This window comes from Citrobacter rodentium NBRC 105723 = DSM 16636, assembly GCF_021278985.1.
Taxonomy (GTDB): Bacteria; Pseudomonadota; Gammaproteobacteria; order Enterobacterales; family Enterobacteriaceae; genus Citrobacter_A; species Citrobacter_A rodentium.
On the sequence record NZ_CP082833.1, the window covers coordinates 3,147,835 to 3,163,848 of the forward strand.

At 55.9% G+C, this 16,014-nt stretch carries 18 protein-coding genes and 1 tRNA gene; 11 read left to right on the plus strand and 8 right to left on the minus strand.

Going from position 1 to position 16,014, the window contains the following annotated elements:
• Positions 1 to 2: 2 nt before the first annotated feature.
• The 9 genes from napC to K7R23_RS14840 all read left to right on the plus strand — a co-directional run bounded on the left by napC (position 3) and on the right by K7R23_RS14840 (position 6,940).
• Positions 3 to 605 (plus strand): cytochrome c-type protein NapC, encoded by a 603-nt coding sequence (napC, locus tag K7R23_RS14800; protein ID WP_012906529.1) that lies wholly within the window; start codon positions 3 to 5, stop codon positions 603 to 605.
• 23 nt (positions 606 to 628) lie between these two features.
• Positions 629 to 1,249, plus strand: a complete 621-nt coding sequence (ccmA, locus tag K7R23_RS14805) for a cytochrome c biogenesis heme-transporting ATPase CcmA (protein ID WP_012906528.1) — start codon at positions 629 to 631, stop codon at positions 1,247 to 1,249.
• Positions 1,246 to 1,905 (plus strand): heme exporter protein CcmB, encoded by a 660-nt coding sequence (ccmB, locus tag K7R23_RS14810; protein ID WP_012906527.1) that lies wholly within the window; start codon positions 1,246 to 1,248, stop codon positions 1,903 to 1,905. Before ccmA ends, ccmB begins: the two co-directional genes overlap by 4 nt.
• A 69-nt stretch (positions 1,906 to 1,974) precedes the next feature.
• On the plus strand, positions 1,975 to 2,712 hold the full coding sequence (locus tag K7R23_RS14815; protein ID WP_012906526.1) for a heme ABC transporter permease: 738 nt from the start codon (positions 1,975 to 1,977) through the stop codon (positions 2,710 to 2,712).
• The gene (ccmD, locus tag K7R23_RS14820) at positions 2,709 to 2,921 is read left to right on the plus strand and encodes a heme exporter protein CcmD (RefSeq protein WP_012906525.1); all 213 of its coding nucleotides are present in this window, start codon (positions 2,709 to 2,711) and stop codon (positions 2,919 to 2,921) included. Before K7R23_RS14815 ends, ccmD begins: the two co-directional genes overlap by 4 nt.
• Positions 2,918 to 3,397 (plus strand): cytochrome c maturation protein CcmE, encoded by a 480-nt coding sequence (gene ccmE / locus K7R23_RS14825; RefSeq protein ID WP_012906524.1) that lies wholly within the window; start codon positions 2,918 to 2,920, stop codon positions 3,395 to 3,397. Before ccmD ends, ccmE begins: the two co-directional genes overlap by 4 nt.
• Positions 3,394 to 5,337 carry a heme lyase CcmF/NrfE family subunit gene (locus K7R23_RS14830; RefSeq protein WP_012906523.1) on the plus strand — a complete coding sequence of 648 codons (1,944 nt, stop codon included), beginning with the start codon at positions 3,394 to 3,396 and terminating at the stop codon, positions 5,335 to 5,337. Before ccmE ends, K7R23_RS14830 begins: the two co-directional genes overlap by 4 nt.
• Positions 5,334 to 5,891, plus strand: a complete 558-nt coding sequence (gene dsbE / locus K7R23_RS14835; protein WP_012906522.1) for a thiol:disulfide interchange protein DsbE — start codon at positions 5,334 to 5,336, stop codon at positions 5,889 to 5,891. The genes K7R23_RS14830 and dsbE overlap by 4 nt, the downstream gene beginning before the upstream one ends.
• Positions 5,888 to 6,940, plus strand: a complete 1,053-nt coding sequence (locus K7R23_RS14840; protein ID WP_012906521.1) for a cytochrome c-type biogenesis protein CcmH — start codon at positions 5,888 to 5,890, stop codon at positions 6,938 to 6,940. Before dsbE ends, K7R23_RS14840 begins: the two co-directional genes overlap by 4 nt.
• Before the next feature lie 68 nt (positions 6,941 to 7,008).
• On the opposite strand, the gene narP is transcribed toward K7R23_RS14840, so the two are convergent.
• The 6 genes from narP to K7R23_RS14870 all read right to left on the minus strand — a co-directional run bounded on the left by narP (position 7,009) and on the right by K7R23_RS14870 (position 11,729).
• A complete protein-coding gene (gene narP, locus K7R23_RS14845) occupies positions 7,009 to 7,656 on the minus strand; it encodes a nitrate/nitrite response regulator protein NarP (protein ID WP_012906520.1) in 648 nt (215 codons plus the stop codon).
• Positions 7,657 to 7,796: 140 nt separating this feature from the next.
• The gene (locus K7R23_RS14850) at positions 7,797 to 8,366 is read right to left on the minus strand and encodes a serine acetyltransferase (protein ID WP_012906519.1); all 570 of its coding nucleotides are present in this window, start codon (positions 8,364 to 8,366) and stop codon (positions 7,797 to 7,799) included.
• Positions 8,367 to 8,404: 38 nt separating this feature from the next.
• Positions 8,405 to 9,403 (minus strand): glycosyltransferase family 2 protein, encoded by a 999-nt coding sequence (locus tag K7R23_RS14855; RefSeq protein ID WP_012906518.1) that lies wholly within the window; start codon positions 9,401 to 9,403, stop codon positions 8,405 to 8,407.
• Positions 9,404 to 9,560: 157 nt separating this feature from the next.
• Positions 9,561 to 9,637, minus strand: a tRNA-Pro gene (locus K7R23_RS14860).
• Positions 9,638 to 9,710: 73 nt separating this feature from the next.
• The gene (gene yejM / locus K7R23_RS14865) at positions 9,711 to 11,471 is read right to left on the minus strand and encodes an LPS biosynthesis-modulating metalloenzyme YejM (protein ID WP_012906517.1); all 1,761 of its coding nucleotides are present in this window, start codon (positions 11,469 to 11,471) and stop codon (positions 9,711 to 9,713) included.
• A 30-nt stretch (positions 11,472 to 11,501) separates the two neighbouring features.
• Entirely contained in the window at positions 11,502 to 11,729 is a 228-nt protein-coding gene (locus K7R23_RS14870) for a YejL family protein (RefSeq protein ID WP_012906516.1), read from the minus strand.
• 181 nt (positions 11,730 to 11,910) lie between these two features.
• Here K7R23_RS14870 and yejK point away from each other — a divergent pair, with 181 nt between their 5' ends.
• Complete coding sequence (yejK, locus tag K7R23_RS14875) at positions 11,911 to 12,918, plus strand: nucleoid-associated protein YejK (protein ID WP_012906514.1); 1,008 nt, start codon at positions 11,911 to 11,913, stop codon at positions 12,916 to 12,918.
• 51 nt (positions 12,919 to 12,969) lie between these two features.
• Here yejK and rplY read toward each other — a convergent pair whose 3' ends face one another.
• Positions 12,970 to 13,254, minus strand: a complete 285-nt coding sequence (gene rplY, locus K7R23_RS14880; RefSeq protein WP_012906513.1) for a 50S ribosomal protein L25 — start codon at positions 13,252 to 13,254, stop codon at positions 12,970 to 12,972.
• Positions 13,255 to 13,378: 124 nt separating this feature from the next.
• Positions 13,379 to 15,139, minus strand: a complete 1,761-nt coding sequence (radD, locus tag K7R23_RS14885; RefSeq protein ID WP_012906512.1) for a DNA repair helicase RadD — start codon at positions 15,137 to 15,139, stop codon at positions 13,379 to 13,381.
• A 150-nt stretch (positions 15,140 to 15,289) separates the two neighbouring features.
• Here radD and rsuA point away from each other — a divergent pair, with 150 nt between their 5' ends.
• Positions 15,290 to 15,985, plus strand: a complete 696-nt coding sequence (gene rsuA, locus K7R23_RS14890; RefSeq protein WP_012906511.1) for a 16S rRNA pseudouridine(516) synthase RsuA — start codon at positions 15,290 to 15,292, stop codon at positions 15,983 to 15,985.
• Positions 15,986 to 16,014 lie beyond the last annotated feature (29 nt).

Consider the following 16,014-nt stretch of genomic DNA (forward strand, 5'->3'; position numbering starts at 1 on the left):
TTATGGAAAATTCTAACCGTAAACCTGGCCGGATTAAGCGCCTCTGGCAATGGTGGCGTCGCCCCAGCCGCCTGGCGCTGGGTACGCTGTTGTTAATCGGGTTCGTTGGCGGCATTATTTTCTGGGGTGGATTCAACACCGGGATGGAAAAGGCCAATACCGAAGAGTTCTGCATCAGTTGTCATGAAATGCGTAACACGGTATACCAGGAATATATGGAAACCGTACACTACAACAACCGCAGCGGCGTGCGCGCAACCTGTCCGGACTGTCACGTGCCGCATGAGTGGGGACCGAAAATGATCCGTAAGATCAAGGCCAGCAAAGAGCTGTATGCTAAAGCCTTTGGTCTGATCGATACCCCGCAGAAATTTGAAGATCACCGTCTGACCATGGCGCAAAACGAATGGCGGCGGATGAAAGACAATAACTCGCAGGAGTGCCGTAACTGCCACAACTTTGAGTTTATGGATTTAACCGCCCAGAAAGGCGTCGCGGCGAAAATGCACGACCAGGCGGTGAAAGACGGGAAAACCTGTATTGACTGCCATAAAGGGATCGCCCATAAGCTTCCTGACATGCGCGACGTCAAACCGGGTTTCTGACGGGATGATAATAAGTGGGCAGTATGCTTGAAGCCAGAAAGCTTCTCTGTGAACGGGACGAACGGGTCCTGTTCAGCGATTTGTCGTTTAAGGTTAACCCTGGCGAGTGGATACAAATCACCGGCAGCAACGGCGCAGGAAAAACTACCCTGTTGCGGTTGCTGACGGGGCTCGCCCGCCCTGACGCCGGGGAGGTATGCTGGCAAGGGCAACCGCTGCATCGCGTGCGGGACAGCTACCATCAAAATTTGTTGTGGATTGGACATCAGCCGGGCATAAAAACCCGGCTGACGGCGTTGGAGAACCTGCGTTTTTTTCATCAGGATGGCGACACCGCGCAGTGCCTGGCGGCGCTGGCGCAGGCCGGGCTTGCCGGATACGAAGATCTCCCCGTCAATCAGCTCTCTGCCGGACAGCAGCGTCGCGTGGCCTTAGCGCGTCTCTGGCTGACCCATGCCCGGCTCTGGATCCTTGATGAACCTTTCACCGCCATCGACGTCAACGGCGTAGAGCGTCTGACGCAGCGAATGGCGCAGCATACCGGACAGGGGGGGATTGTTATCCTCACCACCCACCAGCCGCTGAACGTCGCTTCGGAGCGTATCCGCCGCATAGCCCTTACACATGAAAGGACAGAGCCATGATGTGGCGTATTTTTCGCCTTGAGCTGCGCGTCGCTTTTCGCCACAGCGCGGAAATCGCCAACCCGCTGTGGTTCTTCCTGATTGTGATCACGCTGTTTCCGCTGAGCATCGGGCCGGAGCCGCAATTGCTGGCGCGTATTGCGCCGGGCATTATCTGGGTCGCCGCGCTGCTGGCTTCGCTGCTGGCGCTGGAGCGGCTGTTTCGTGACGACTTACAGGACGGCAGCCTGGAGCAACTGATGCTGCTGCCGGTTCCGCTGCCGGTCGTGGTGCTGGCGAAAGTGCTGGCCCACTGGGTGGTGACCGGCTTACCGCTGTTGATACTTTCTCCGCTGGTGGCGCTGCTGCTGGGAATGGACGTCTACGGCTGGAAAATTATGGCGCTGACGCTGCTGCTGGGGACGCCGACGCTGAGCTTTCTCGGCGCGCCGGGCGTAGGATTAACCGTCGGACTGAAGCGCGGCGGCGTATTGCTGAGCGTGCTGGTGCTGCCGTTAACTATCCCGTTATTGATATTCGCCACCGCCGCCATGGACGCGGCGTCGATGCATCTGCCGGTTGACGGCTATATGGCAATTTTGGGCGCGCTGCTGGCAGGCAGCGCGACGTTAAGCCCGTTTGCAACGGCGGCGGCGTTACGTATTAGCGTGCAGTAGGCCGGATAAGGCGAAGCCGCCATCCGGCGCCGCGAAATTTCATTGGTTTGTATAAATCTGGTAACGCATATGTGGAAAACACTTCATCAACTGGCAATCCCGCCACGGCTGTATCAAATCTGCGGCTGGTTCGTCCCGTGGCTGGCCGTCGCCAGCGCCGTCGTACTGGCGACCGGCTGGATCTGGGGATTTGGCTTCGCGCCGGCCGACTATCAGCAGGGGGATAGCTATCGCATTATTTATCTGCACGTTCCGGCGGCGATCTGGTCGATGGGAATTTACGCCTCGATGGCGGTGGCGGCGTTTATCGGTCTCGTCTGGCAGATGAAAATGGCTAACCTCGCCCTCGCCGCGATGGCGCCGATTGGCGCGGTGTTTACCTTCATTGCGTTAGTGACCGGCTCCGCGTGGGGCAAACCGATGTGGGGCACCTGGTGGGTATGGGACGCGCGTTTGACTTCGGAGCTGGTGCTGCTGTTCCTCTATGTTGGCGCCATCGCCTTGTGGCATGCCTTTGATGACCGCAAAATGGCGGGGCGCGCAGCGGGGATTCTGGTGCTGATCGGCGTGGTTAACCTGCCGATCATCCATTACTCCGTGGAGTGGTGGAACACCCTGCATCAGGGATCGACCCGGATGCAACAAAGCATCGATCCGGCGATGCGCGCGCCGCTGCGCCTGGCGATCGTCGGCTATCTGCTGCTGTTTATCACGCTGACGCTGATGCGGATGCGTAACCTGATTCTGATGATGGAAAAACGTCGCCCGTGGGTGAGCGAGCTGATTTTAAAAAGGGGGCGTCAATGACCAGCGCTTTTACATCGTGGAGTGAATTTTTCGCCATGGGCGGTTACGCCTTTTACGTCTGGCTGGCGGTGGCGATGAGCGTGATACCGTTGGCGGTGTTAGTGATTCATACCGCTACCCGGCAGCGGGTGATTTTACGCGGCGTCGCCCGTCAGCGGGCGCGTGAAGCGCGTCTGCGCGCGGCGCAGGCGCAACAGGAGGCAGCGTGAATATTCGACGCAGAAACCGGTTATGGATTGCCTGTGGCGTCCTGGTGGGGCTGGCGCTGACCACTACGCTGGTGCTGTATGCACTGCGTTCGAATATCGACCTGTTCTATACGCCGGGCGAGATTCTGTACGGTAAGCGTGAAACTCACGAGATGCCGGAAGTGGGACAACGTCTGCGCGTCGGCGGTATGGTGATGCCCGGCAGTGTGAAGCGCGATCCGCATTCCCTGAAGATCAATTTCAGTATCTACGACGCCGAGGGGGTGGTCGATGTCAGCTATGAAGGCATTCTGCCGGACCTGTTCCGCGAAGGGCAGGGGGTAGTGGTGCAGGGAGAGCTCGGCGAAAATAACCATATTCAGGCGAAAGAGGTGCTGGCGAAACATGATGAGAACTACACGCCGCCGGAGGTGGAAAAAGCGATGCAGGAAAATCATCGCCGCCCGGAAAGCGTATATAAGGATAAGACATCATGATGCCTGAATTTGGCAACGCGCTGCTGTGTCTGGCGCTGGGCGTCGCCGTGCTCCTCTCCGTCCTGCCGCTATGGGGCGTAGGGCGCGGCGACGTGCGGATGATGGCTTCGGCAAGACCGTTTGCCTGGCTGCTGTTCATCCTGGTGATGGGCGCCTTTATGGTGCTGATTAACGCTTTTGTGGTGAATGATTTCACCGTGCTCTACGTGGCCAGCAACTCCAACACCGAACTGCCGGTCTGGTATCGCGTGGCCGCCACCTGGGGCGCGCACGAAGGTTCGCTGCTGCTGTGGGTGCTGCTGATGAGCGGCTGGACGTTCGCCGTGGCGCTGTTTTCTCAGCGGATGCCGCTGGATATCGTCGCCCGGGTGCTGGCGGTGATGGGGATGGTCAGCGTCGGCTTCCTGCTGTTCATTCTCTTCACCTCGAATCCGTTCGCCCGCACGCTGCCGGATTACCCAATAGAGGGGCGCGATCTCAATCCGCTGTTGCAGGATCCGGGGCTTATCTTCCATCCGCCGCTGCTGTATATGGGCTACGTCGGTTTTTCGGTCGCCTTTGCTTTTGCTATCGCCGCGCTGATGAGCGGTCGTCTGGACAGCACCTTCGCCCGCTTCTCGCGCCCGTGGACGCTGGCGGCGTGGGTGTTTCTGACGCTGGGGATCGTGCTTGGTTCTGCCTGGGCTTATTACGAGCTTGGCTGGGGCGGCTGGTGGTTCTGGGACCCGGTAGAGAACGCTTCGTTCATGCCGTGGCTGGTGGGCACCGCGTTGATGCACTCGCTGGCCGTTACCGAACAGCGCGCCAGCTTTAAGGCGTGGACGCTGCTGCTCTCCATCTGCGCCTTCTCGCTCTGTCTGCTCGGCACTTTCCTGGTGCGCTCGGGAGTGCTGGTTTCGGTGCACGCGTTTGCTTCCGATCCGTCGCGCGGGATGTTTATCCTGGCCTTTATGGTGCTGGTGATCGGCGGCTCGCTGCTGCTGTTCGCTACCCGGGGGCATAAGGTTCGTTCACGGGTCAATAACGCGCTGTGGTCGCGTGAGTCGCTGCTGCTGGGTAACAACGTGCTGCTGATTGCCGCCATGCTGGTGGTGCTGTTAGGAACGCTGCTGCCGCTGGTGCACAAGCAGCTGGGGCTGGGCAGTATTTCCATCGGCGAGCCGTTCTTTAATACCATGTTTACCTGGCTGATGGCGCCGTTTGCTCTGCTGCTGGGCATCGGCCCGCTGGTGCGCTGGGGGCGGGATCGTCCGCGGAAGCTGCGGCGTCTGCTGATGGTTGCGCTCGTCAGTACGCTGGCGCTCTCTCTTCTGCTGCCGTGGCTGTTTGAAAACAAAATTGTCGCAATGACGGTAGTCGGACTGGCGATGGCCTGCTGGGTCTTTGTGCTGGCGATCGCTGAGGTCGTCCGACGCGTCTCCCTCGGCGGTAAAATGACGTTGAGCTACTGGGGGATGGTGCTCGGTCACGTTGGCCTGGCGGTGACCGTCGTCGGCATTGCCTTTAGCCAGAACTATAGCGTTGAGCGGGATGTGCGGATGAAGGTGGGCGACAGCGTCGATATCCATCAGTACCGTTTTACCTTCCGCGATGTGAAAGACATTACCGGTCCGAACTACCGCGGCGGGGTGGCGATGATCGACGTCACGCGGGACGGCAAGGCGGAAGCGACGCTGCACGCGGAAAAACGCTTTTACAACAGTACCCGCTCGATGATGACGGAAGCGGCGATTGACGGCGGCATCGCCCGCGATCTGTATGCGGCGCTGGGTGAGGAGCTGGACAACGGCGCGTGGGCGGTACGCCTGTATTACAAACCGTTTATTCGCTGGATATGGGCGGGTGGGCTGCTGATGGCGCTGGGCGGGCTGTTCTGCCTGTTTGATCCGCGCTATCGCAAGCGCGCACGACCGCAGAACACCGCGCCGGAGGCTGTATGAAGCGCAACGTACTTTTGATCCCATTGATTATTTTTCTGCTGATTGCCGCAGCGCTGCTGTGGCAGCTGGCGCGCAATGCGGAAGGGGATACGCCGACCAATCTCGAGTCGGCGCTGATTGGTAAACCGGTGCCGACGTTTCGCCTTGAGTCGCTGGAGAATCCGGGCAAGTACTACGAAGCGGATGTGCTGACCCAGGGGAAACCGGTGCTGCTCAACGTCTGGGCCACCTGGTGCCCAACCTGCCGCGCTGAGCATCAGTATCTGAACCAGCTTTCGGCGCAGGGGATTCGCGTAGTGGGTATGAACTATAAAGACGATCGGCAACAGGCCATCGTCTGGCTGAAAGAGTTGGGGAATCCTTACGACCTGAGCCTGTTTGACGGCGACGGCATGCTGGGACTGGATCTCGGCGTGTACGGCGCGCCGGAAACCTTTCTGATTGACGGCAAAGGCATCATTCGATATCGCCACGCCGGTGATTTAAATGCCCAGGTGTGGGAGAGCGAAATCCGGCCGCTGTGGGAAAAATACAGCAAGGAGGCCGCGCAATGAGATTTCTGATGGGCGTGCTGATGCTGCTGCTCTCGGCGAACGCGCTGGCGACCATTGACGTGATGCCGTTTAAGGACGAGGCTCAGGAGCAGCAGTTCCGCCAGCTTACCGAACAGCTGCGCTGCCCGAAGTGCCAGAATAACAGCATTGCGGACTCCAATTCGATGATCGCCACCGATTTGCGTCAGAAGGTGTATGAGCTGATGCAGGAAGGCAAAAGCCAGCAGGAGATTATCGATTATATGGTGGCGCGCTACGGCAATTTCGTGACCTACGATCCGCCGCTGACGCCGCTGACCATTCTGCTGTGGCTGCTGCCGGCTGCGGCGATATGCGTGGGCGGCTGGGTGATTTACGCCCGCACCCGTCGTCGGGTACGACTGACGCAGGAGACGTATACGCTGGATGCGCCAGTGCAGGGCGACAAGCGCGCCGGGGTCGGCATATATCTGGCGGCAGGCATTGTTGCTCTGGCGATTGGCGGCGTCAGCTATTATCAGACCGGAAGCTATGCGCAGGTGAAGATCTGGCGGCAGGCGACGGCGCAGACGCCGGTGCTGCTGCAGCGTGCGCTGGATCCGAACGCTCAGCCGCTGAACGGAGAAGAGATGATGCGGCTGGCGCTGGGCCTGCGCACCCGCCTGCAGGACGATCCGACAAATGTCGAAGGCTGGATTATGCTCGGGCGGATTGGCATGGTAATTGGCAACGCCAGCACCGCCACTGAAGCTTATGCCAATGCCTACCGGCTGGAGCCGAAAAACAGTGATGTCGCGCTGGGCTACGCCGAGGCGCTGACCCGTTCCCCCGATCCCGATGATAACCGCCAGGGCGGGGAGATACTGCGTCAACTGGTGCGCAGCGATCACGCCAACGTCCGGGTGTTAAGCATGTACGCGTTTAACGCCTTTGAGCAGCAGCGTTTTGGCGAGGCGGTCGCGGCCTGGGAAATGATGCTGAAATTGTTACCCGCTAACGACACCCGTCGGGCGGTCATCGAGCGCAGTATCGCCCAGGCGATGCAGCACCTGGCGCCAGCGAAAGAGTAAAGCGAGTTCGTAGAATACGTATGCCGGATAAGACGCATTTGCGTCGCCATCCGGCAACGTGGTTTTCGTCACTGTATCCCGCGTGTTTGCAGGAAAAGAATGGTGGCGGCGACGCGCGAGCGCACGTTAAGTTTGCGCAGCAGATTGCGGATATGCACTTTAACCGTCTGTTCGGAAATATTCAGTACCGAGGCGATCTGTTTGTTCGACAGCCCCTGTGCCAGTTCGTGCAGGACGTCCAGCTCGCGTTCCGTAAGGATACTGAACGGATCGTCTTGCTCGCCGAACAGTTCCCGCTCGCGCAGGTATTCATTCACCCGTTCGCTGAACACCTTACCGCCGTTGGCGCCCTTGCGAATCGCCTCCAGCAGCACTTCCGGATCGCTGTCTTTCAGTAAATAGCCGTCCGCGCCAGCATCAATCAGCGCATACACATCGCTCGCGGAATCCGAAACGGTCAGAATAATAATTTGCGCCGTCACGCCATCGCGGCGCAGGGCATTCAACGTGTCCAGACCGCTCAGACCCTTCATGTTCAGATCAAGCAGGATTAAATCGGGGTCGAGACGGTTCGCCAGATCAATCGCCGTTGCGCCATCGCCCGCTTCGGCCACCACGTCAAATGCCGGGTCCAGCTCCAGTAATTGACGAATTCCACGTCGCATAAGAGGGTGATCGTCTACAACCAGCACCTGAAAAGGCGTTGCTTCAGGCATAGTTATCTCCTGAGATTTTATTAGAATCATTATTGTTATTAGCGCACGAATCGTCCAGATTCATGGCATCGATAAGACGCTAAATTTTACCCCAATTTGTGCATGGGTAAGTAGTGAAACCTGCTGCTGAAATGCGAGAATTACTTCTCGATTACGCTGGCGCTGTGCGCACTAATCGCACCTTCTTTTCTGGTATAGTAGGTGCAGTTGTCAGGTATATCTTTGTTAATAAATGACATGGCGCCAATTATCACGTTATTGCCGATGCGGATGCTATCGGCGACAATGCACACATGTGCGCCCACGTATACATTGTCGCCGATATTTATACTGTACTCTTCGCTTCTTCTTCCCTGATTTTGTATTCCTATTGTAGTACATTGACGTATTTTAAAATTTTTGCCAATACTACAATGCGATGTAATGACTATCGAGTTATAGTGCGCAATATGTAATCCGGGTTGAATCTTCGCGTTTAAAGATATATCTGTATTATATTTTCGTATTAATTTGCGATTTAAAGAATTTGCAATTTTTTTCAACAGGTTACTGTGCTTGTTGTACAGATAGGAATAAATGCGGAACCAGAATAAATATCTTCTGTGGGGCTGTCGCCACGCATGACGAATTGCCCGCGGCCATGAAAAAACTTTATCTTTTCCACCAATAACTTCGACTCTGAGACATTCCTTTAAGAAATTTTTGTCCATCTTCTTCTCGCTATGCTCCTTGTGTAAAGTATCCTTCTTTAATTGTGCTTGCTTTTACGGATGAAAAAATAAGTTGCCCACAGGAACTTGTTTTTAGAGTTGATTATTTTATATTTTTTTCTGTCTTTGCGCTGAAGCGAAGATACTTCTTCTGATGAGAAGTTCAGATAATTCAGGTTAAGCCTGGCCATTGCTTTCTCATATTCTTTCGCCGCTAAGAGTTGCCAGATATATTTTATTTTTGCGATATTGGCCGAATGTTTAAGTAATCTGGATACGTCTTTTTTTTCTTGCACCGGGCACAGGTTCACAATAACGTTATGAATGAGTTCCATCGCCGATGCGTTATGTTCGTAACGTAATAAAGACCACGACGAATTCATCACTGACCCTTTTCTGTAAGTCTGGTGATAGAGGTACTCTGGTACGCTATAAACGCGCTCCTTTGCGAGTAGCGAATAGGTAAATAGAAGATCTTCCCCAAGAGCCAATTGGGTATTGAATCGCAGGTTCCTGTTAACCAGTAGCGATCTGCGAATTAATACGCCTCCGAGGTGAAAAATAATCTCCCGTCTAATTCGTCTGGTTAACAAATTGCCCTCATAAAAATGTTCGGGTTTACAATGGGTTCCGTTTCTCTGGCCATGATGATAGCCACAATAGACGATATCAGCCTGCGTCTGCTCCTGACGGGATAATAATTTCTCAATAAAATCGGGAGAAACAAAATCATCACTATCTATGAAGATACAGAACTCACCGCAGGCATTGTCCATACCGGTATTTCTTGCAGAGGACACTCCCGCATTCTGTTGCCGGATAAGCGTTACTGGAAATGTCTGTGCGGCTTTATAATGATTAACGACGTCACCAGTATTATCCGTAGAGCCGTCATCAACAACGATGACCTCAAAGTTTTTATCAGTCTGTTTCGCCAGCGAATCTAAAAGAACATGTATAAATTCGGCAGAATTATATGCAGGGACAATAATTGAAACATCAGGTAAGCCGGAATTAGTGCTCTTTTCAGCGTCCATCTGAATGTGTGCTCACGGTTGTATGGCGGTGTTTAATTTTAACATGGGAAACATGTTAATGAATGTGTGAAAATGTCAGCGTGTGAACAGATGCGCATTCACCCACTCAGGGCATAAAAAAACCAGCCATAACAGGCTGGTTTTTCCGGGGATAATTTGGTCGGCACGAGAGGATTTGAACCTCCGACCCCCGACACCCCATGACGGTGCGCTACCAGGCTGCGCTACGTGCCGACTCGTGGGTGCTAATACTACCGCTTTCCACAACGAATGCAAGGGGACGACAGGCTAACTGATTAATTATAAATCAATTAGCGATAAAGCGTTTCTCGTCGGTCAGCACCTGCAACAGCAAACTGAGCTGCGGTTTCTGATCGTCAATCTTCTCGCCGCGTAAATCATAGCTCTGATACTTGCCGTTGCTGCTCAGCACCAGCGTCATCTCTGGCGTGGTGATCGCCAGCGTGTTGCCATCTGCGGCGGTCACCCAGTAGTGACGACGGTTAGCGTTAAACAGATCCTGTCCCTGCGAATATTCGTTGGCAGGCGTGCTGACGTGGAGCAGCCGCTGCATCAGGGTGGTCATCACATCCGTATGATCGGTCAGGCTGTTAATCCGCTGGGCAGGCGTGCCAGGCCAGTGAATGATTAACGGAACCTGCAGGTGTCCGCGCGACCAGTTGAAGCGTTTCTCCGCCTCGGTTAACGGTATGCCGCGACCAGCAGTAACGATCACCACCGTTTTATCCAGCTTGCCGGAGTCGCGCAGCGCGCCAAGCACGCGGCTTATCTGCTTATCGACATCTGCGGCGGCGCGGGCGTAACGGCGGGCAAAGTTTTTCTGATTGCCGTCATCAACGTTTGTGCCGTTAAACGACACCCATGAGAACCAGCGGTTATCTTCCTGGGCGTAACGGCCTAACCAGTTAATCCACTGGCTGGCGGTTTGCTCATCGGACTGAGTGCGTACGCTCGGCATCGAGAAGTCCGATAGCAGCGCCTGGCGATACAGCGGGCTGGTGAAGCCGTCGGAGGAGAACAGCCCCAGCTGGTAGCCCTGCTGGTTTAAGGCTGAGATCAGCGCGGCGGGCGTTCGGGTAGATAAAATGCCGTCCATATAGCTCGGCGACACGCCGTAGAACAGGCCAAAGATACCGTTGTCGGTGGTGTTGCCGGAACTCATATGACGGGTGAAGGCAATGCTCTGTCCGGCAAAATCGGCGAGGGCAGGCATCTGCTTTTCATAACGGGAGTAGTTCAGGCCATCCACGGTGATCAGCAGGACATTTTGCCCGGTGCCCATGTCGCGATAGCGCAGCTCGCTTAACGGGTACTGCACGGAAACCGCTTCCGGATTCCCCTGTTCAACCAGCCGACGCTGATACTCCTGCGCGTCCAGCAGGCCGTGTTTCTCCAGAAAACGGCGCGCCGTCATCGGATAAGAGAGAGGCAGGTTGGCGCGCTGCATGGTAATCGGGCGATAGAAATTGGCGTCGGCCCAGATATAGACCACGTGCGAGGCAATAAATGATACAAAGAAGAAAACGGCCAGCGGCCTGGCAAAATGGCGGCGACGCGTCAGGCTGCGCAGTTTCTGCCAGCTCCAGGTCGCAAACAGCATTTCTATCAGCAGGATCACCGGCACGCTGATAAACATCAGCTGCCAGTCGCGCGCCATTTCGTTCTGATCCGGGTTAATCACCAGTTCCCAGACGATGGGGTTGAGATGCAGGTGGAAACGGGTGAACACTTCGCTGTCGATGAGCAACAGCGTCATCCCGGCCGTCGCCAGAATCGCCGACAGGAATCGCATCAGCCGCTGGGACATGACGATAAACGTCAGCGGGAACAGAATCAGCAAATAGGCGGCAAACACCAGAAAGCTGAAGTGTCCGACAATGCTCAGGTAGGAGTAAACGCGACCGGTCAGCGTCGTCGGCCAGTCGGCGACAAACAGGTAACGGCTGCCGAGCACGATAGCCAGCAGAATGTTGAACAGTGCAAACCAGTGTCCCCAGCTAACCATCTGGGAGACTTTTTCACGGTAGCGCTGACGATGAGTTACCATAACTTGTCGTTCGTTTCTCCGGGTCGGCTTTTAGTGCGCTTTGTCGTCGTTAACCGAAGACTGCAATGCGCGGGCAAAGGAGTCGGCGATCGCCTGGCGCTGAGCCGGGGCAATGCTGGTATTGATAAGGTTAGTGACCATGTTTCCCAGCACCATCAGGGAAAGGTCAGTCGGCGCCTTATGTTTTTCCAGTACGTTGAGCATCTCGGTGAGCAGTTGTTCAACGTGTTCGTCACTATAGCGGGAAATTTGTGGCATAAATCGAAATCAGTTTGTTTATGAAAGGGCAACATATTACCGTAGCAGCAGTTTTTTTTCCGCATTTTTATCCGCAAATAATTCGTATTACCGTGCTACAGACAAAACGTCGCGGCATCTTCTGTTGCGTCGCTTCGCGGGGGATGGTTGAATACCGCCCGGTCTTAAAGGAGAGTTTATCATGAGTCTGGATATCAACCAGATTGCCCTGCATCAGCTCATCAAGCGCGATGAGCAAAATCTTGAACTGGTGCTGCGCGATTCATTACTGGAACCGACAAACACCGTTGTGGAGATGGTGGCCGAACTGCATCGGGTCTACAGCGCGAAAAATAAAGCATACGGCCTGTTCAGCGAAGAGAGTGAACTGGCGCAGGCGCTGCGGTTGCAGCGTCAGGGTGAGGAAGACTTTCTTGCCTTTAGCCGCGCGGCGACCGGCCGTTTACGCGACGAGTTAGCGAAGTATCCCTTTGCCGATGGCGGTATCGTGCTGTTCTGCCACTACCGCTATCTGGCGGTCGAGTACCTGCTGGTGACGGTACTGAATAACTTAAGCAGTATGCGCGTCAATGAAAATCTCGACATCAACCCGACGCACTATCTGGATATCAACCATGCGGATATTGTGGCGCGTATCGATCTGACCGAATGGGAGACCAACCCGGAGTCCACCCGTTATCTGACCTTCCTGAAAGGGCGGGTAGGGCGTAAGGTTGCCGACTTCTTTATGGATTTCCTCGGCGCCAGCGAGGGGCTGAACGCCAAAGCGCAAAACCGGGGGCTGTTGCAGGCCGTTGATGACTTCACCGCCGAAGCGCAGCTTGATAAATCTGAGCGCCAGAACGTGCGCCAGCAGGTTTACAGCTACTGCAACGAGCAGCTCCAGGCCGGAGAAGAGATTGAGCTGGCGTCGCTGTCGAAAGAGCTTGCCGGCGTCAGTGAAGTGAGCTTCAGCGAGTTTACCGCTGAAAAAGGCTACGAGCTGGAAGAGAGCTTCCCGGCGGATCGCAGCACCCTGCGCCAGTTGACCAAATATGCCGGCAGCGGCGGCGGGTTAACCATTAACTTCGACGCGATGCTGTTAGGCGAGCGTATTTTCTGGGATCCGGCCACCGATACGCTGACCATCAAAGGCACGCCGCCGAACCTGCGCGATCAGCTGCAGCGTCGCACCTCAGGCGGGAATTAACGGCCATAAAAAAACCCCGCCGCGGCGGGGTTCTCTACGACAGGTTGGCGATTACGCGCGAACGAAGTCGATGTGAGTCAGCTTCGGCTTGAACGCGTGACGCTGTACAGCCTGAGCTTTAACTTTTACTTCTTTACCGTCAACCACGATGGTCAGCACTTCGCTGTAGAACTCAGGCTTAACCTGCATGTTCATAACCTGGTCGTGATCCAGTTCGATAGCGATCGGGGCTTCTTTGCCACCGTAGATGATCGCCGGGAACTTGTTAGCGGCACGCAGGCGGCGGCTCGCACCCTTACCCTGCTCTTTACGTACTTCAGCGTTGATAGTAAACATTTAAATCTCTCTTTAATAATTCCTGCTACAGGCGACCCAGCAACAGGTAAGCGATCTGCTTTGCGTATGCAAAAGCGGGCGAGATTCTATACTCAAACGCCGGACACATCAATCAAAACTACGATTAACCGCGTAATTCGTGCGCCCGGCGGAAGCGGCCTTCGTAATCGAATACTTTTTCCCGCACCTGCCAGTACTGGCCTTTCATCCGCGCGACCACAAAATCAGGATGGCGCAGCAGCGGCTGTTGCGCGAGGATATCCGCGGCGGTGATCCAGCGCAGCGGAACGCCCGGCGTGCGGGTATGCGGACGAATAAACAGCTGCTCAAAGGCGGTACGCTGGGCGGGCGTCTGTAAGCGAAATCGCTCGCTGACGTCCGCGCCGTCCTCATCGTAGTAGGTGATTTTCAGCCATTCGCCTTTCTCATCATGACCGTGCTGTAAAGCCATACCGCTACAGCGCAGCACCAGCGCGTCTTTCAGCTTCAGCGCCGCCTTCAGCATATCATCGGGATCGACCAGGATCGTGTCGCACTGGCGACAGCGGCGGGCGGCGATGTCGTTTTCGGCGTTGCACTGCGGGCAGTTTTTAAAGCGAAAGCGGAAGTCGCACTGTTCGCGGTGTCCGTCATCATCTTCGAACCAGCCCTGGCAGCGGCGGCCGAAGTGCTCGATCAGCGTGCCGTCCGCGGTGGTTTTCCCCCAGAAGGTGTTGGCAAACCCGCAGGCCGGACAGAAGACCTGCACGGGTACGTTGTCACTTTTCCCTTTCGGGCTGCCGACCTCTGGCGAATAGAGATCGTGCGGGTTCCCGGCGTAATCCAGAATCAGACAGTCGGTTTTTCCCGGTGCGAGACGCAGGCCGCGTCCGACGATCTGCTGATACAGACTGACCGACTCGGTGGGGCGAAGTATGGCGATCAGATCGACATGCGGCGCGTCAAAACCGGTGGTTAAGACGGAGACATTGACCAGATAGCGGAAACGCTGTTCTTTAAAGGCCTCGATTAGCTCGTCGCGCGCGGCGCCCGGCGTATCGCCGGTAATCAGCGCGGCGTCGGTGGCGGGCAGCAGTCCGACGATCTCTTTGGCGTGTTCTACGGTGGCGGCAAAAATCATCACCCCTTTGCGATTCTGAGCAAATTCGACGATCTGGCTGACGATATGCGGCGTGATGCGCCGCTGTTTTTTCAGCTCCCGGTTAAGATCGGCCTCGCTGAACAGACCGTTGCTCTGCGCCTGCAGGCGGCTGAAGTCGTACTGCACTACCGGCATATCAAGCCGTTCCGGCGGTGTGAGGTAGCCGTGCTTAATCATATAGCGCAAAGGCAGCTCATAGATGCAGTCGCGAAACAGCGCTTTTTCGTCGCCGCGCACCATGCCATGATAATGAAAATGGTAGATCCAGCCTTTGCCCAGCCGAAAGGGGGTAGCGGTCAGCCCCAGCAGGCGCAGGTGAGGGTTCACCTTCGTCAGCTGGGTGAGGATTTGCTGATACTGGCTTTCATCGTCGTCGCCGATGCGGTGACATTCATCGACAATCAGCAGGGAAAATTCATGCTGAAAAGCGTCCAGGTTGCGCGCCACCGACTGTACGCTGCCAAACACCACTTTGCCGTGGCTCTCTTTACGCTTAAGCCCGGCGGCGAAAATGTCGGCTTCCAGCCCCAGCGCGCAATATTTGGCATGATTCTGCGCCACCAGTTCTTTCACGTGCGCCAGCACCAGCACGCGCCCTTTAGCGACGCGCGCCAGTTCGGCGATCACCAGGCTTTTGCCCGCCCCGGTGGGCAGGACAATCACCGCGGGCGTGCGATGGCGGCGAAAATGGTTAAGCGTGGCGTCCACGGCTTCCTGCTGATAGGGGCGAAGTGTAAAAATCATGGTCTCACAATGCGTAACGAACTCAGGTATAGTATGCCACGAATCGTTTTCCCTTGAGGGATGTTGTTAGCCCGCTATACTGGGCAAATAACGGCTCCACTTTCGGGCTCGCTGCCCGATTCCCGTATTTTTACAGGCAAAATCAAACTCATGCGACTTGATAAATTTATCGCTCAGCAACTCGGCGTCAGCCGCGCTATTGCCGGGCGTGAGATCCGCGCCAGCCGTGTTACCGTGGATGGCGAGATTGTCCGCAATGCGGCGTTCAAACTCCTGCCGGAGCACGCCGTCGAATATGACGGCAACACGCTGGTTCAGCAACATGGCCCCCGTTACTTTATGCTCAATAAACCGCAGGGTTACGTTTGTTCGACGGACGACCCGGATCACCCGACGGTGCTCTATTTTCTCGATGAGCCGGTGGCCTGGAAGCTCCATGCCGCAGGACGTCTGGATATTGACACCACTGGCCTGGTGCTGATGACCGACGACGGACAGTGGTCGCACCGCATTACCTCTCCGCGCCACCATTGCGAAAAAACCTATCTCGTCACCCTGGAATCGCCTGTCGCCGACGATACCGCGGAGCAGTTCGCCAAAGGCGTGCAGTTGCATAATGAGAAAGATCTCACCAGACCGGCGGAACTGGAGGTGATTACTCCTACCCAGGTGCGCCTGACCATCAGCGAAGGGCGTTACCATCAGGTGAAACGTATGTTCGCGGCGGTTGGCAACCACGTGGTGGCGCTGCACCGTGAGCGGATCGGCGCCATCGCCCTTGATGCTGACCTTGCGCCGGGCGAATATCGCCCCTTGACTGAAGAAGAAATTGCCAGCGTGGGTTAAGCCACGCGTTGATATATTCAGGAGCTCAT

What these genes read in the sequence shown, in the direction of transcription:
- rsuA (WP_012906511.1), top strand. Translation starts at nt 15,290, where the DNA reads ATGCGACTTGATAAATTTATCGCTCAGCAACTCGGCGTCAGCCGCGCT.
- ccmB (WP_012906527.1), top strand. Translation starts at nt 1,246, where the DNA reads ATGATGTGGCGTATTTTTCGCCTTGAGCTGCGCGTCGCTTTTCGCCAC.
- yejM (WP_012906517.1), bottom strand. Translation starts at nt 11,471, where the DNA reads ATGGTAACTCATCGTCAGCGCTACCGTGAAAAAGTCTCCCAGATGGTT.
- dsbE (WP_012906522.1), top strand. Translation starts at nt 5,334, where the DNA reads ATGAAGCGCAACGTACTTTTGATCCCATTGATTATTTTTCTGCTGATT.
- napC (WP_012906529.1), top strand. Translation starts at nt 3, where the DNA reads ATGGAAAATTCTAACCGTAAACCTGGCCGGATTAAGCGCCTCTGGCAA.
- yejK (WP_012906514.1), top strand. Translation starts at nt 11,911, where the DNA reads ATGAGTCTGGATATCAACCAGATTGCCCTGCATCAGCTCATCAAGCGC.
- K7R23_RS14870 (WP_012906516.1), bottom strand. Translation starts at nt 11,729, where the DNA reads ATGCCACAAATTTCCCGCTATAGTGACGAACACGTTGAACAACTGCTC.
- ccmD (WP_012906525.1), top strand. Translation starts at nt 2,709, where the DNA reads ATGACCAGCGCTTTTACATCGTGGAGTGAATTTTTCGCCATGGGCGGT.
- K7R23_RS14830 (WP_012906523.1), top strand. Translation starts at nt 3,394, where the DNA reads ATGATGCCTGAATTTGGCAACGCGCTGCTGTGTCTGGCGCTGGGCGTC.
- K7R23_RS14840 (WP_012906521.1), top strand. Translation starts at nt 5,888, where the DNA reads ATGAGATTTCTGATGGGCGTGCTGATGCTGCTGCTCTCGGCGAACGCG.
- narP (WP_012906520.1), bottom strand. Translation starts at nt 7,656, where the DNA reads ATGCCTGAAGCAACGCCTTTTCAGGTGCTGGTTGTAGACGATCACCCT.
- ccmA (WP_012906528.1), top strand. Translation starts at nt 629, where the DNA reads ATGCTTGAAGCCAGAAAGCTTCTCTGTGAACGGGACGAACGGGTCCTG.
- rplY (WP_012906513.1), bottom strand. Translation starts at nt 13,254, where the DNA reads ATGTTTACTATCAACGCTGAAGTACGTAAAGAGCAGGGTAAGGGTGCG.
- K7R23_RS14815 (WP_012906526.1), top strand. Translation starts at nt 1,975, where the DNA reads ATGTGGAAAACACTTCATCAACTGGCAATCCCGCCACGGCTGTATCAA.
- K7R23_RS14850 (WP_012906519.1), bottom strand. Translation starts at nt 8,366, where the DNA reads ATGGACAAAAATTTCTTAAAGGAATGTCTCAGAGTCGAAGTTATTGGT.
- radD (WP_012906512.1), bottom strand. Translation starts at nt 15,139, where the DNA reads ATGATTTTTACACTTCGCCCCTATCAGCAGGAAGCCGTGGACGCCACG.
- K7R23_RS14855 (WP_012906518.1), bottom strand. Translation starts at nt 9,403, where the DNA reads ATGGACGCTGAAAAGAGCACTAATTCCGGCTTACCTGATGTTTCAATT.